The 14,211-nt window shown below is 48.6% G+C and carries 9 protein-coding genes; 1 reads left to right on the top strand and 8 read right to left on the bottom strand.

Features of this window, described 5'->3' with window-relative positions:
- Positions 1 to 104: 104 nt before the first annotated feature.
- Positions 105 to 1,427: a serine hydroxymethyltransferase gene (gene glyA, locus LKI20_RS05445; protein ID WP_291771266.1), complete on the bottom strand. Its 1,323-nt coding sequence runs from the start codon at positions 1,425 to 1,427 to the stop codon at positions 105 to 107.
- A 270-nt stretch (positions 1,428 to 1,697) separates the two neighbouring features.
- Between glyA and thrC the strand changes: the two genes are divergently transcribed.
- Complete coding sequence (gene thrC / locus LKI20_RS05440) at positions 1,698 to 3,191, top strand: threonine synthase (RefSeq protein WP_291773388.1); 1,494 nt, start codon at positions 1,698 to 1,700, stop codon at positions 3,189 to 3,191.
- Between the two features lie 208 nt (positions 3,192 to 3,399).
- On the opposite strand, the gene LKI20_RS05435 is transcribed toward thrC, so the two are convergent.
- From LKI20_RS05435 to LKI20_RS05405, 7 genes are all read right to left on the bottom strand, one after another.
- A complete protein-coding gene (locus LKI20_RS05435; RefSeq protein ID WP_291771263.1) occupies positions 3,400 to 4,572 on the bottom strand; it encodes a cystathionine gamma-synthase in 1,173 nt (390 codons plus the stop codon).
- A gap of 125 nt (positions 4,573 to 4,697) precedes the next feature.
- Positions 4,698 to 5,705 (bottom strand): pyridoxal-phosphate dependent enzyme, encoded by a 1,008-nt coding sequence (locus tag LKI20_RS05430; RefSeq protein ID WP_291771260.1) that lies wholly within the window; start codon positions 5,703 to 5,705, stop codon positions 4,698 to 4,700.
- A 779-nt stretch (positions 5,706 to 6,484) separates the two neighbouring features.
- Complete coding sequence (locus LKI20_RS05425) at positions 6,485 to 7,339, bottom strand: hypothetical protein (RefSeq protein ID WP_291771258.1); 855 nt, start codon at positions 7,337 to 7,339, stop codon at positions 6,485 to 6,487.
- Between the two features lie 153 nt (positions 7,340 to 7,492).
- The gene (locus LKI20_RS05420; RefSeq protein ID WP_291771256.1) at positions 7,493 to 8,185 is read right to left on the bottom strand and encodes a hypothetical protein; all 693 of its coding nucleotides are present in this window, start codon (positions 8,183 to 8,185) and stop codon (positions 7,493 to 7,495) included.
- On the bottom strand, positions 8,185 to 12,384 hold the full coding sequence (locus LKI20_RS05415) for a DUF6273 domain-containing protein (RefSeq protein WP_291771254.1): 4,200 nt from the start codon (positions 12,382 to 12,384) through the stop codon (positions 8,185 to 8,187). The genes LKI20_RS05420 and LKI20_RS05415 overlap by 1 nt, the downstream gene beginning before the upstream one ends.
- 305 nt (positions 12,385 to 12,689) lie before the next feature.
- Positions 12,690 to 13,226, bottom strand: a complete 537-nt coding sequence (locus LKI20_RS05410) for a hypothetical protein (RefSeq protein WP_291771252.1) — start codon at positions 13,224 to 13,226, stop codon at positions 12,690 to 12,692.
- Between the two features lie 37 nt (positions 13,227 to 13,263).
- Positions 13,264 to 13,860, bottom strand: coding sequence for a hypothetical protein (locus LKI20_RS05405; protein ID WP_291771250.1), 597 nt, complete (start codon positions 13,858 to 13,860; stop codon positions 13,264 to 13,266).
- Between the last annotated feature and the right edge of the window lie 351 nt (positions 13,861 to 14,211).

The raw sequence follows: 14,211 nt of genomic DNA, 5'->3' as shown, positions 1-14,211 counted from the left end.
GACTACTGCCACTGGTGCAAAGAGATGACGCAGCTTCTCCTATTCAGAGGTTCACGTCATCCCTCGCACTTATTGCAATAGCTCTGATTGTAAGACAGTAGTAACTATCTCGTTTGATTCAGATCAGGATACAGCGGGAAATCAGCTACCAGCTTGTCAACACGTCCTTTAAGCGTGTCGACATCAGCATTCTTACCAGCTGCCAACGCAGTACCAATAATATCTGCCACTTCCTCGAATTCTTTGCTACCAAAACCTCTTGTAGCTAGAGCTGCCGTGCCGATACGTAGACCCGAAGCCACAGAAGCTGGACGTGGGTCGAAGGGCACAGTGTTGCGGTTAATAGTGATGCCGATGCTGGCTAGCAGATCCTCACCCTGCTGACCATCGAGCTCACTATTACGCAAATCCACCATTACCAGATGCACATCAGTACCACCAGTAAGTACGCTGATGCCATTGGCTGCCACATCCTCGGCATTCAAGCGCTCAGCGATGAGTTTTGCACCTTCAAGTGTGCGCTCCATACGATTTTTGAAAGCCGGAGTTCCAGCTACGCCAAAAGCTACTGCTTTGCCTGCGATTACATGCATCAAAGGGCCACCCTGCTGCCCTGGGAATACAGCTGAATTGAGCTTCTTGGCATACTCTTCCTTGGCGAGAATGAAACCAGACCGCGGTCCGCCAAGTGTTTTGTGTGCTGTTGAGGAAACTACGTCAGCAAAAGGTACTGGGCTCGGGTGAAGGCCTGCTGCGACAAGTCCAGCAAAATGAGCCATATCAACCCAGAACTTCGCGCCAACCTCGTCAGCTATCTCTTTCATGGCTTTGAAATCTTCGATACGAGGGTAGGCGCTCCAACCACCGATAATCATTGCAGGATGCGTTTCCAAAGCGCGTTGACGAATGATTTCAGGATCAATACGGAAGGTCTCGGGATTTACACCGTATGCCTCAGCATGATAGAAACGACCAGAGAAGTTGATTTTCATACCATGAGTGAGATGCCCACCGTGATCAAGTGCAAGTCCAAGAATGGTGTCCCCTGGTTTGACTAACGCTTGGTAAACTGCCGCATTCGCTTGCGCACCTGAGTGTGGTTGCACGTTAGCATATTCTGCGCCGAAGAGATCCTTGGCACGCTGCTGGGCAATGGACTCGATTTTGTCCACTTGCTCGCAACCGCCATAATAGCGTCGGCCAGGGTAACCTTCGGCATATTTATTGGTCAACACTGAGCCCTGCGCTTGCAAAACGGCTCGGGGAACAAAATTCTCAGAGGCAATCATCTCAAGGCCATCTTGCTGTCGAGATAGCTCGGCATCAAGAATTGTCGCAATTTCTGGATCAGCCTGTGAAATCGGTGCATTGAAGATGTTGACGGCGTCAGTGGTGTCCGCAGCCTGCACAAGGGACTCGTTGGTCATTACTATGGTCTCCCTCAAACGGTAATTCGCATGCGAATGCATACGTGATGTCAGTGTATCGCCACCGTGTGAATCATCTTGGAGATAACTGCGATAAAAGTGGGGATATTACAGTCAAATTTAGTGAATTATCCCTACTTTTATCGCAGTTATCTCACATTCAGCCCATGTTGCTTGCCTAGAGCTGCAGATAGACTCAGTTTCAGTCGGCTTTGGTACGCCAGCAGCCGAAATCAGTCTCCGAAACCTAAGGATGCCGAGGATTTGACCGTGAATACATTCCATAGCACACGTAGCACCACAGATTCGCTCACCGCGAAGCAGGCCATCCGCAAGGGGATCGCCTCAGACGGCGGACTCTTTGTTACGGATTCCCTCGGTGAGCAACAGATTGATCTCGGCACTATTGCTGATAAGTCGTATCAAGACATCGCAGTTGAAGTATTGGGTGCTTTGCTTCCAGACTTCTCTGACGAGGAGCTTCGCGATTGCGTTACAGAAGCATATGGAAAGCAATGGTCCGATCCTGCAATCACTCCGCTCAAAGCACTCGGCGACGACTATGTGCTCGAACTATTCAACGGTCCCACAAGTGCTTTCAAAGATGTTGCGCTGCAAATATTGCCCCGTTTTATGACGCGTACCGTTCAAGCAGATAGTACTGGCGATGAACGTGTCATGATTCTCACGGCAACCTCAGGAGATACCGGCAAAGCTGCACTCGCAGGTTTTGCTGATGCGCCAGGAACTGGCATTACCGTGTTTTATCCTGAAGGACAGGTCAGCGAAGTTCAGCAACTGCAAATGAGTACACAGTCTGGTGGAAACGTTGCGGTGTGCGCAGTCCGTGGCAACTTTGACGATGCTCAGAGCGCAGTAAAAAATATTTTTGCAGATGAAGCATTGTCAAAGCGACTAGCTTCCTCTTCTCATACTGTGCTCTCTTCAGCCAACTCTATTAATGTCGGGCGTCTAGTGCCACAAGTGGTCTATTACTTCGTGGCATATGCTCAACTCCTTTCACAGCAAGTCATTAATGTTGGCGACGAGGTTGAGTTCTGCGTACCGACCGGCAACTTTGGTGACATTCTTGCCGGATATTACGCGCGTCGGATGGGCTTGCCAATTTCCAAGCTGACCGTGGCTAGCGACCGTAACAATGTGCTCTTCGACTTCCTCTCAACTGGTGTGTATGACCGCAATCGTGATTTCTTCACGACCATCTCCCCCAGTATGGATATTCTCATTTCTTCCAATCTGGAACGCATGCTGTATTACTTGTCCGAAGGCGACACAGACCTCATCTCATTGTTGATGAAAGAACTCACAGAAACTGGTCGCTACGAAATCCCCGAAACACTGAAAACAGCAATTGGGGGAATTTTTGATGGTGGTTGGGCTGATGAGGAGCAAGTAAAAACTGCCATACGCGAATGTTGGAAAGCTCATCATTACGTCATTGATCCACACACCGCCTGCGGATATCATGTGATGTCGCACATGGAAGCTGATCCTCTAACTCCACGAGTGCTGCTCTCAACCGCGAGCCCATATAAGTTCCCACGCGTAGTTAATGAAGCACTTGGTCTTCAGACACCCGAAAGTGACTTCGCGTGCATGGATGTACTTGCAGAAGCTACTGGTACCACAGCGCCGAAGGCTCTGCGCGCTTTGGAATCTGCTGATGTCCGTTTCCACGATGTAACCGACATCAATGGTATGACGGATTATGTTGAATCTATCGCCAGCAAGTTAAATAACTGAAATTCACCAAGAAATCCACCAAGAAATCCACTCTTCAGGCTTCAACAATCGCGTCTAGTTCGTTTGTGTAGGGATTCGCGGGAAGATACCCTTCCCGCTGCTCGCCAAAAGCGCGGTATTCCGCCATTTCTATATTCCAGATACTCTCGGTCTCACCATAAATCCCTACACAAACGAAATGAAGTGGCTACTGGGGCCAAAATTGACCTTAATTGCTCAGATTATCGAGTGCTTGATCAATATCTGCGATGAGATCCTGCTCTCCTTCGACACCGACAGAGAGACGAACCAAATTATCTGGAACTTGCAGAGCTGTACCTGAGACAGATGCGTGAGTCATAGCTGCAGGATGTTCAATAAGCGATTCCACGCCACCTAATGATTCGGCAAGTGTGAAGATTTGTGTGGATGCCACAAATCGCTTCGCCGCATCCATACCACCGGCCAGTTGCACTGAAACGACACCACCGAAACCTCCATGCATTTGACGTGCAGCAATCTCATGACCTGGATGTGATTCCAATCCTGGGTACCACACACGCTCAATTTCAGGACGCTGTTCAAGATGCTTTGCTAATGCCAAAGCGTTGGCGCTATGCCTTTTCACACGAAGTTCGAGTGTTTTGAGTCCTCTGATAGCTAGCCATGAGTCGAATGGGGAAGGAACCGCGCCAGCAGCATTTTGCAAGAAAGCAACCTGTTCATGGAGCTCATCATCATCTAGGAGCACAGCACCGCCAACTACATCAGAATGTCCGCCGATGTATTTGGTGGTGGAATAGATCACCACATCGGCACCGTCCTCCAAGGGATGCTGAAGTGCCGGAGAAGCAAAGGTATTGTCAACGACTACCTTAGTTCCCTGCTGATGTGAGGCTTGAGCCACAGCTTGAATATCTGTGATACGAAGTAAAGGATTCGAAGGCGTTTCTAGCCACACCACTGCATAATGTTTAGTCTGCAGTTGCTTCTCAACAGCTGCAGTATCGGTAACATCCAGCACATCTAAACCGATTCTCCAAGGACCAAACACTTTACTCAGCAGACGATATGTTCCACCATATACATCATTACCGAGCAAAATACTGTCACCTGGTTTTAAGAATGAACGAAGCAACACATCAATTGCTGCAAGACCTGATGAGAAGGAGATTGAATATTTTGCGCCTTCCACTGCTGCCAGTTGTTGATCAAAAGCATCTCGGGTTGGATTCGTAGAGCGGCTGTATTCGTAGCCGCCGCGAAGCCCACCAACTCCATCTTGCTTAAACGTAGAAGACATATAAATTGGTGGAACTACCGCACCTGTGGTGGGATCTGGTTCCTGCCCTGCATGGATTGCTCGAGTGGCGATATTCTTCTCTGCATATGTGTTGCTCATAATCTGGTGTTGCTCTTTCTAGTAATCTGATGAAATTCTGTGCTTCGGTATTGAACCGAGTGTGTTGAATATGATGATGGATGGACTGTTGGATGAAGTGTGGAACACAGCCGAAAGAATTTCTTCTACATCAGGCTTAATGCTGAGGGGGAAGAAGTGCGCACTACGACGTCAGCAAATCCATTCTCTCTCATCCAGTCATCCGAAAATATTTTTGAAAGGTATCCCCTTCCCGAATCCGGAAGTAGTACCACCATTAAAGAGTTCTCGTCTAAGCCATGCATTCGTGCCGATTTTAAAGCTGCTGCAACTGCCATGCCAGAAGAGCCTCCTACCAAGAGCCCTTCTTCACGAGCCATGCGCCGTGTCATTTCGAATGCTTCCGCATCGCTGACCTGCACAACTTCATCAGGAATCGAGGGGTCGAAAGCTTGCGGATAGAAGTCTTCTCCGACTCCTTCAACTAAATACTGATGCACATCTTCTGGATTTGAATAGATTGACCCTTCTGGATCGGCACCTATTATTTGAACTTGGCCTTGAGAAGCCTCTTTAAAAAAACGTCCCGTGCCTGTGATGGTCCCTCCGGTCCCAATGCCGGCCACAAAGTGTGTGAGTTTCTGATCGGTATCACGCCAGATTTCCGGTCCTGTAGAACGATAATGACTCTCTGGTCCATTAGGATTTGAATATTGATTTGGCTTGAATGCCCCAGGAATTTCTTGAGCAAGACGGTCTGAAACTGCATAGTATGAACGTGGATCGTCTGGGCCAGCCTCAGTTGGTGTCACAATAACCTCGGCTCCATAAGCTCGCAATACTGCACGCTTATCTTCCGAAACTTTGTCGGGCACCACGAAAATTGTGCGGTATCCACGCTGCTGAGCAACAAGAGCAAGACCTACACCGGTGTTGCCACTGGTCGGTTCTACGATGGTGCCACCTGGGCGAAGTTGCCCACTGTGCTCGGCAGCCGTGATGATTCGCTCTGCAATGCGATCCTTCGATGATCCACCGGGATTGAAGTATTCAACCTTGACCACCACTCGTGCACGCACGTCATCGGTAACGCTGTGTAGCTCTACGAGCGGTGTATTACCTATCAGACCAGCTACATTTGTTGAGATGTTCATTATTCCTCGCTTTATTTGGTGCTTGCTATTGATGGGAAGCGCCGTGCGAGTGCTGTGGGTGATACATAACAACAGGAGTCTTGCTGGTTCTGTGACGTTGAGCGATGTTCGAATATTCCTGAATTAGTTCGATCAGTAATCGAATCACCAGAACATATCGAGTGCTATTCATGCTCGTATTTGCGATATCTGCTATTAGTCAAACCCTTGAAAGCTATTGCTCGTTATTGTCAGGCAGCATTATTGCTGAACAGTAACTGTGGGTATTTGTGTTGACATCTGAGTATCAATCTACTCAGTCAGAATTCACAAGTCCTATCTCAAATTATGCGTTGTCAGCCGACAGCCTCGTAGGCTTTGGTCAGCGACAACAACATGAGTTAAAGGACATGGCTAACACCATAGCACAGCTCTTTCACGAATATGTACTGTTTCATGAAAAGAAGCTAGAGAGAGGTAGTTAGAGCGTGAGAGTCTGAGCTTGAGACTGAGGTGCGCCTTTGGAAGTGGCGAGCGCCTCCGCAGATGAGGAAGGCTGTGAAGGCGAAGACTGCCATGATGAGCAGTTTGCCTAGAAAGAACCGACATTTCACATAAGAGAGCCAAGTATCTCGTGACCTGTAAAGTATCGTGAATGCGTAGTTCGTATTGAATCAAACGAATCAGAACCAATGACAGCTAATTCCCAGTCACCCTGATGCTTACCAATATTCATACGGAATTCGAAATCATTGACAGCATCCAAATAACCCTCCGAACCAGGGTACTCGCGCACGATTCTATCGCCGGTTTTCCGGTTGTATCTGATTATCATTCCGACCACGCGCACCTCCTTGCTCATCCGGTAATTGTAAAGCACGTATGTACTTACCAATCATCTCAAAGAAACGCTCAAGCTGTGGAGTTTGTATATAATTTTCAGCCTGACGAAGTCTGCTGACTGCATCGGATACGCGACTCAGCGCCAATACTTTGCTCCCTGAAGAATAAAAAGAAAGCCACTCTTCTAAACTACCGCATTCTCGCGAAAGCTCCATCATCTCATTCACAACTCTTGATGCATCCTCATCAACAGGGAATTCGCCATAACGTATTTCTCTGCCATACCTATCAGAAATCGCCTCGAAACAGTTAGCCCATCCATCCTGCAATGCCGTTCTGACTTGTATCTCAACAAAAATTCCACGCTGAAGTCTACAAATCACATGAACTGCTCTATAACCAGTATGTGGATGATATCGTAAATCTGATATACGACACTTTGGAAAATTAGCGGCAATTATACGAACTAACTCATTCTGCTGCTGCAACGTCATATTCGCTGTGACTCTTGCACCAATGATGTCGTGAATACGAAACAGCGGAGTACTGTCCTGCCGTATAAGCTTGTCGCGCAGCGTGTCCACTGTTTTCACTCGAAAAGAAATTACTGGATTCTCGTCTAGGACACGATGATATTCGAGTCCATTGAGTTCTTCTACCACGCTAAGTAATACCCTCGAATACCACAGATATACCACTTGATAACTCAGCCCAAATACCTCGTCGCCACCTCGCGCTATTTCGTCGCGCAATGCTTTGACAGTTATCCCAGTCCAAGGTTTTGGAGGAACAATAATAGCGACATCTCTCATGCTCAACCTCAAAGGTGATTCACTTGGCAAACAAATGATGATGTAAAGGCAATATCGAAGATCACCGTTAGCTAACCTCTGCTAGCAATGCTGCGACACTTAATGTTGAGCTGTCATCGCTGTGAGGTTAACTCCCTCTCTCAGCCAAAGGAGCTAAAGAGAGGTAGTTAGAACGTGAGAGTTTGAGGCAGAGGTGCGCCTTTGGAAGTGGCGAGCGCCTCCGCAGATGAGGAAAGCTGTGAAGGCGAAGGCTGCCATGATGAGCAGTTTGCCTAGGTCTGCACCTGTTGAGGCGAGACGATCACGGGCTTGTATAGCGCTTTGGCTGGAACCGCCAGTCACCGCATCGACTACATCATCCACAATACTTTCGGTGTAGACGATTGCTGTATAGGTCACATCTATCTGTTGGCCCCAAATACTGGTATAACGAACCACGAAAGGATAGGTTCCAGGCTGGGCGTCAACGGCGCTGTAATGTACGGAACCTAGGCTTGCAGCTCCTTGCACAGGATGCTCAATGATTTCTCTAGTGACAGCTTTATCGTTTTCTATTGAAGATTTATCGTCCCAAAACACTGCGTCTTCAAATACGATGTTGTTGCCTACACGCACACGTTTAGTGACTTCTGCACTGGTGTTTATCCGCAACATTGGATAGGTGCCGTCCCAACTCCATTTCACAGGAATTGAACTGTTGCCATGTCCGACCGCCGAAGCGGATTGGGGTAACGCAACAGCAGCGAACATCATCAGTACAGCAGCAAGAACACTAAACGTACCCAACAATCCTCGCGATAGCAGCACCGCGTTATCTCCGCTTTGTCGAATCAATCGGTGCAACATCAGTTCACCTCCGTAACAGAAAACAGCAGCTTCCCTTGATATTTACCGGCTTTGAGATTTATAGGGACTTTGTTTCCATCGTCATCCCAGTTCACCTGCAACGACGTGTTGAACGTGCCTGTGCTACCAATATCGAAAATACTGTCACCGCTGCTAAGCGCCGAGTTCGTGTGAGAAGCATCGTTCTGACGAACTTTGAATGTCGAAGTGGCTGTGCCACTCTCGTTGGTGAGGGCGAAAGTATTATCATCCGACTCGGCGTTCACACTCACATCCAGATGGCTATCAGATTCTAGAGTGTTGACCACTATCTGAACATTGTCTGATTCACCAACCCAGTTGGAATCTTCTCCACGGTGAGTACCGTCGAGTACAAAGCCGCTAGGAATAATGAGTTCGTAGTCAGGAAGCTCAGGGTGTTGAGTTGTTGGCTCGTCGCTAGAGCTACTGTCCGGAATGGTTAAGGTGGTACGCAGAGGTTTGGTAGCAGTATTTGACCAACCCTGCTCGGCGCTACCGTCCTGCTGACCCCAAACATAGAGGTCATAGTCACCAGCGGCAACCGTGCTTGGTATCGTCATGTTGCCGTCAGTGCTCACATCGGAGTTGGTACGACCTGAGGCTTTTACCTTATTGGTGAGTGGATCAACCAACTTCCAACCCAAGCCAGACTGTGTAATCCCTGTTGACGTACCTTCGAGCGACAAATCAATGGCGTCGGAATTCTTAGTTGCCGTTAACTTCGTCAACGTTAATAGTGCATTAGGTTGAGTGAGAGTCAGGCGCAAATCACCCGTGTCTCTCTGAGCCTGCGAAGTGCTTTCTGCAGTTAGAATTAGGTTCTTTAAACTCAAACGAGTGGCAACACGCAACCCATGGTTTCCGTTTGTTCCGTAGACACTACCTTTTGAACCCACAACATAGATGATGTTCTTGTCCTGAACACCTCCGAAAGGGGATCTTGTGAAATAAGTCTGCGTGCTATTTCCACAAGCACCGACGCTTTCACAGGCGAGTCCGTCTTGATCGCCAGAAGTCAGCGTGCCACCGAAGTACGTAGGTATGTCCGTCGCAGAAATTGGAAATACCCGATATGATTGATGTGACATTGAAGACTCTGCGTTTCGTTGCGGGGATGTGCTATTGCATCCAGTAATAACTTTGCATACGCCTTCCACTGTGTCATCGCGTAACGATGCCAATTCAATGTCAGAATAATTTGTTGATGCCACCCCTGATGAAACTTTGCTAACCATCGACTGGTATCCATCAGACCAATCAAAACGATTAGTTGAAGGTTTGTCATCATTAAACTTTATTGCTGTGCTCACTGAAGAATTACTAAAAAGCAACACCTCATTGGCAAGCAAACTTGTCGACCAACCAGACTGTTTAACACTTGTCACGGGCCCTACACCTATGGTTTTACTCTTACCACCCACTTCAGTAACGTTGTCATTGTCCCAGACAGTAGTGTTCGAGTATGACGTTTGGTTCTTGGTCTTGCCGAAGAGTATATTTCTGTTGTTTGCTCTGCCGTCGGTTTTGACTGGCTTGTAACCGTCAACTAATTCACTGAAATACCCGTCCGGACCATAAAGCGAAAGAACTCGCAAATTAACCTTAACTGGCACAGTCCCCTGGTTACTCAACCCCTCAGACGCATTGCCAGTGTGCTGCTGCCAGAGCCACAACTCATACGTATCCCCTGAACGCACGGTAGTAGGTATGGTGATATCAGTGGCATCCACACCAGGCGCATACCCTGACTCCACCACCACACTAGACTGTTCGGTATTGATAATCTTCCAACCCCAACCGTCAGCTGCGGCGAGTGTGCTTGAACCTTCAACTTTCAGCGATTGCCCTTGTTCAACAGTTATCTTTGCATTCAAATCCGTTGAGCCGTTTACCTTCACATTGCTTAATGTTGCATTCATATCTGCGAAGGTGAGGCGTGTGTCACCTGCGGTTTGCGACTGATCGGTATTGTTAGCCGCTAACACCAAGCGGTTGAGCTTGAGTCTGAATGCTGGGCGTAATCCCGCTTCCGCATTGATAGCGTGCGTTGATTGTACGCCTCCCTCGCTGTTCACATACAAAGCGTTTTTTGTGGTATCCCATTTTGAGGAGCGCAGCCAGTAACTGGCGTTATTAGCCAGATTTGTATCGGCACTAGCGCCGCTCGAATGACCCATAGAGTTCCTGAGATCCCCTCCTGAGAGCGGGAAGGTGAGATAGCTAAATGCGGAAGTATTGTCTGTAGGCTGGCTGCCACTTTCGCATGAGGCTGCGGTTGAGCCGCACACACCTTCGACTGGCCTTGAACGTAGGAGTTTCTGCTCGAAAGGTGCGTAGTTCTGCTTGCCAACTTGCTTTGATGTGGCAGCTAACGATGAAGAATATTCGCCGATGACACTGTCGAATACTGCGGAGTTCTGATCACCCGTGAAGCGGAAAGCGCTCGTAACTGTGTCTTGAGAGAAGAGCAACGCCTCTTTGGAGCCAAGCAGAGTGGTATTGGATGATGTGCTGTTACCCGATGCGAAGGGATTCTGTGCTGAACTGGTGATTGCCCCTACTGCGAGTACTTTGTAGCCGGCAGTGAGTGTGCGCCCAGTGTAGGTGCCATTGCTGCTTTGCTTACCGAATACGATACGACGGGTTGTTGCATAGTCACCAGCAGAAATATTCTGGCTATCGCTCGTGAGCGTGCTGAAATACCCGTCAGCACCTAAATCGACAGTGGTGTCAACTGCTTCGAGAGTAATTTTCACCGGTTCAGTGGCCCTGTTTGACCAACCCTCTTCGGCGCTACCATTTTCTTGCGCCCACACATAGAGTTCGTAATCGTGCCAAGCAACGAGCGAATCAGGAATGGTAATATTCCCGTCACCGGAGGTTAGTCCTGACGCGAGCACGCTACCATCTGTAGCGGCGGGATCAATAATCTTCCAACCCCAGCCATCGGCGTCAGCGTCGAACGTGGAGGAACCAGAAACCGCAATGGTGCCTCTAGCCTGAACCTGCACATCAGACCCCTCAGCCACCGTTACGCTGTCAAACTTCAAGCGCGTCACCAACTCACCCTCATCAGCAAAGGTGAGGCGCAGCGACTTGTCCTTGTCAGCATCTGTAACAGCTAACGGCAACTGAGATTGATCAGTACTCTCAGCAGCAAGGAGCAGATTAGAGACGTTTAGGAGGAAAGCTGGTCTTACAGCTTCATCTGAGTTATCCACTGTAATTTCGCTTGGTATTAAATACTGATAATTCACGTACCCCGCTTGACCGCCATTCATGTCCGGAGAACGGAGCCAATAACTTCTACTCTTTTCTCCGGTTGATAATGCGAGGTTGTCGTTCTTGTTAGAGCTGTCAGTACCAAAATACACATTCAAATCACCGTAGGAAAGTGGAAACACTTTATATGCATTTGTGGTGCGATGTTCTGTGTAAGTCCAATTACCACCATAACTGCAACCTTCGGTGTTATCTGCTACACAAACGCCTTTAAGTTCAGTTGCTGTCATCACATCTTGTTCGAATGGAGAGTAGTTCATGCCAGCAATGTCTGCAGTACTATTTGGTGCATCCAATACTGTAGCAAGATTCGATTGGTAGCCTGCTAGTTGATACTCGAAGGTGTTTTTCTTATTTGTAGTGGTATCAAATTTCACACCTTCTGCAACAACCGCTTCAGAGAATAGCAATGCTTCATTGCTTTGAATTCCAGTGGTATAGGTTTTCTTAGATTGCCCACCACTGCCAACGGCATTGTCGGCTATCTTAGAGGGAATGTCTCCGAAGCCAAGTGTTTTGTATCCACTTTGTAGCGAATAATTGTTGTAGGTTTGTTGATTCCCCTGTTTACCAAACAATATCCGGCGTGTGTTTGCCCAGCCATCTCCTTGCGGAACAGTGGCGCTGTCCGCATCAAGCACAGGCAAAACTTTACTGCCATCAATCTTGGCAGCTTTCAACGCGCTGAAATACCCATCGTTGCCGTAACCCTGTTCATCACTCGCGGATGCTGGTTGTGGGGTTAAGACGTTGGCGCAGATGATGCTGGCGGCTACACAGGTGAGGAGCAATAGCAGCATACTCAGCAGACGCTTTTGCGGGCGCAGTCGTGCGTTCCTCTGTGCCTGCGGCACCTGAACCCGTCGCACCTGCGCTGGAATGCTGTTCTGTCTCATTGAACCCTCACCACTTCTTTGAAGAGATTGTTGCGAGCGAAGCCTCGCTCACCAATTCCGCATCATGTGCACCACTACCACTGGGAATGTTGAGTGGTGGTCGCGTGTGTGTGCACGCGACCATAAGTACGGTATTGATACCGTCTGTGCCGCACTCCCAACACCAAGACACGGCACACATCCATTGGCGATGGTTTAACAAGCACAATCGCCGTCACTACATGAGATTGCGAAACTGTTGAAATTGCCAACACTGTGATATTCCAACACAGTGATATTCCAATATTTCGCAATAGAAACCTGACTTATTCTGCTTCTTCAGCTACGACAGTGAAGGTTAGTTGACCTGAGTAGTCGCCAGCCTCGGCATCACTGTCAACCACACCACCAACGAAACGAGCTTGCAATGTTCCAGTTGCGGTTTCTCCATCACCGGCAGTAAGCAGCTCTGTACCATCCTGCGCAGTGATTTCTGTTCCGGTATTGATTCTGACGCCATACTCCAAGTCATTACTGCCCGAGCTCACGACCAGTTTGTTGTCGCTGATTTCCGCAATATTCACAGCAACATTGAATCCTGTTGCCTCATCGATGGAAATGTTGCCGCTGTCGCCAACCCACTCAGACACATCATCAGGTGCATTACCATCCAGGTTGAAGCCGGAAGGCAGAGTTACCACTACTGCCGCATCATCGGCATAAATCTGGACAGTGACATCAATATTGTGATCACCAGTGCCAACTTCTGCTGCGCTAGCGGCACCCACGAAGGAAGCTGAGGCGAGCAATGCAAGGGCGGCTGCACCAGCAGCGAAACGAAGCTTGTTGCTTGTTGTAGTCATGATCTTCAATCCTTTACTCATTGTTGTTTCTTGATTACTACTGAGCCACGGTGATTTCACAAGGCATTTCCACCTTGTTTAATCCCTGTGGATCTTTCTCATCCAAAGTCCACGCCTGAACCAGCCACGTAGCCTTATGAACGCCGGGTGAAAGAGCACGGGAAAGACGCTGCTCTCCCACCTCCACGCCAGGTTTAATTAAGCCGCTTTCCCAGAGCGTCTCCCCATCCAAATCTAAAATGTATGACACTGCGAAAGTGTTTTCTGCAGAGTTTTTGATAGGTGCATGAGCCACAGAGCCGCCGGTAACTTCCACCTTGGGATACCCGGCAATACGCACGCTCCCAGGCTGCAACGGAGTCCCCGACTCAGATGACTGACCTTGCGCCCAACTGACGCCGCCAGCCTCATGAGTCTCTGCAGGACGCATTAACCACCAAGCCGCCAAGCCACCCAACAACGCCAACAGCAGCACGCCAACCAAAATCCAAGGCAGCGCGCGCTTGCGATTCTTGTGTTCTTCTTCAGGCGATGGTCCGGAACCACGAACATGCTTTGCCCCAGCCACTTCCGGCGTTATTTCATTAATATCCGCACTCTCACCTTCGTGAGAGAGCAACACGTCCGACTCCATACCAATAACTCCCCTTCAACGACCGACAAGACGCCCCCCCCCCGCGACCGGTGCTAACAGCTACCGAGCTCTGATCCACAGCACTAGTAGTGCAACGATCACGAGAATCTGGAAATCCAGATGCACGTTAGGGGGAATGCCCAAAAACATGGGTTTAACCACTGACTTAATTTATTATACGTATAGTTCAGTTTTATGCGAATAGGTTAATTTTTGCGTATATATTCATATTTGCCAAATTGTCGCTGCTCTTAGGTAGTGCAGCGATTACTACAGCGGACAGTATCGAGCGGACAGTGACGAGAGAATATTGACGAAATGACATTTGCGCTTCAGCGCTACATCAATCCC

Origin of the sequence: Bifidobacterium sp., assembly GCF_022647885.1 — a bacterium.
Classification (GTDB): domain Bacteria; phylum Actinomycetota; class Actinomycetes; order Actinomycetales; family Bifidobacteriaceae; genus Bombiscardovia.
This window is presented reverse-complemented; position numbering and strand designations above follow the sequence as displayed.

Excerpts from the sequence above, each read along its gene's own strand:
- LKI20_RS05435 (WP_291771263.1), bottom strand. The coding sequence starts at position 4,572 with ATGAGCAACACATATGCAGAGAAGAATATCGCCACTCGAGCAATCCAT.
- LKI20_RS05430 (WP_291771260.1), bottom strand. The coding sequence starts at position 5,705 with ATGAACATCTCAACAAATGTAGCTGGTCTGATAGGTAATACACCGCTC.
- LKI20_RS05420 (WP_291771256.1), bottom strand. The coding sequence starts at position 8,185 with ATGTTGCACCGATTGATTCGACAAAGCGGAGATAACGCGGTGCTGCTA.
- LKI20_RS05405 (WP_291771250.1), bottom strand. The coding sequence starts at position 13,860 with ATGGAGTCGGACGTGTTGCTCTCTCACGAAGGTGAGAGTGCGGATATT.
- glyA (WP_291771266.1), bottom strand. The coding sequence starts at position 1,427 with ATGACCAACGAGTCCCTTGTGCAGGCTGCGGACACCACTGACGCCGTC.
- LKI20_RS05415 (WP_291771254.1), bottom strand. The coding sequence starts at position 12,384 with ATGAGACAGAACAGCATTCCAGCGCAGGTGCGACGGGTTCAGGTGCCG.
- LKI20_RS05425 (WP_291771258.1), bottom strand. The coding sequence starts at position 7,339 with ATGAGAGATGTCGCTATTATTGTTCCTCCAAAACCTTGGACTGGGATA.
- LKI20_RS05410 (WP_291771252.1), bottom strand. The coding sequence starts at position 13,226 with ATGACTACAACAAGCAACAAGCTTCGTTTCGCTGCTGGTGCAGCCGCC.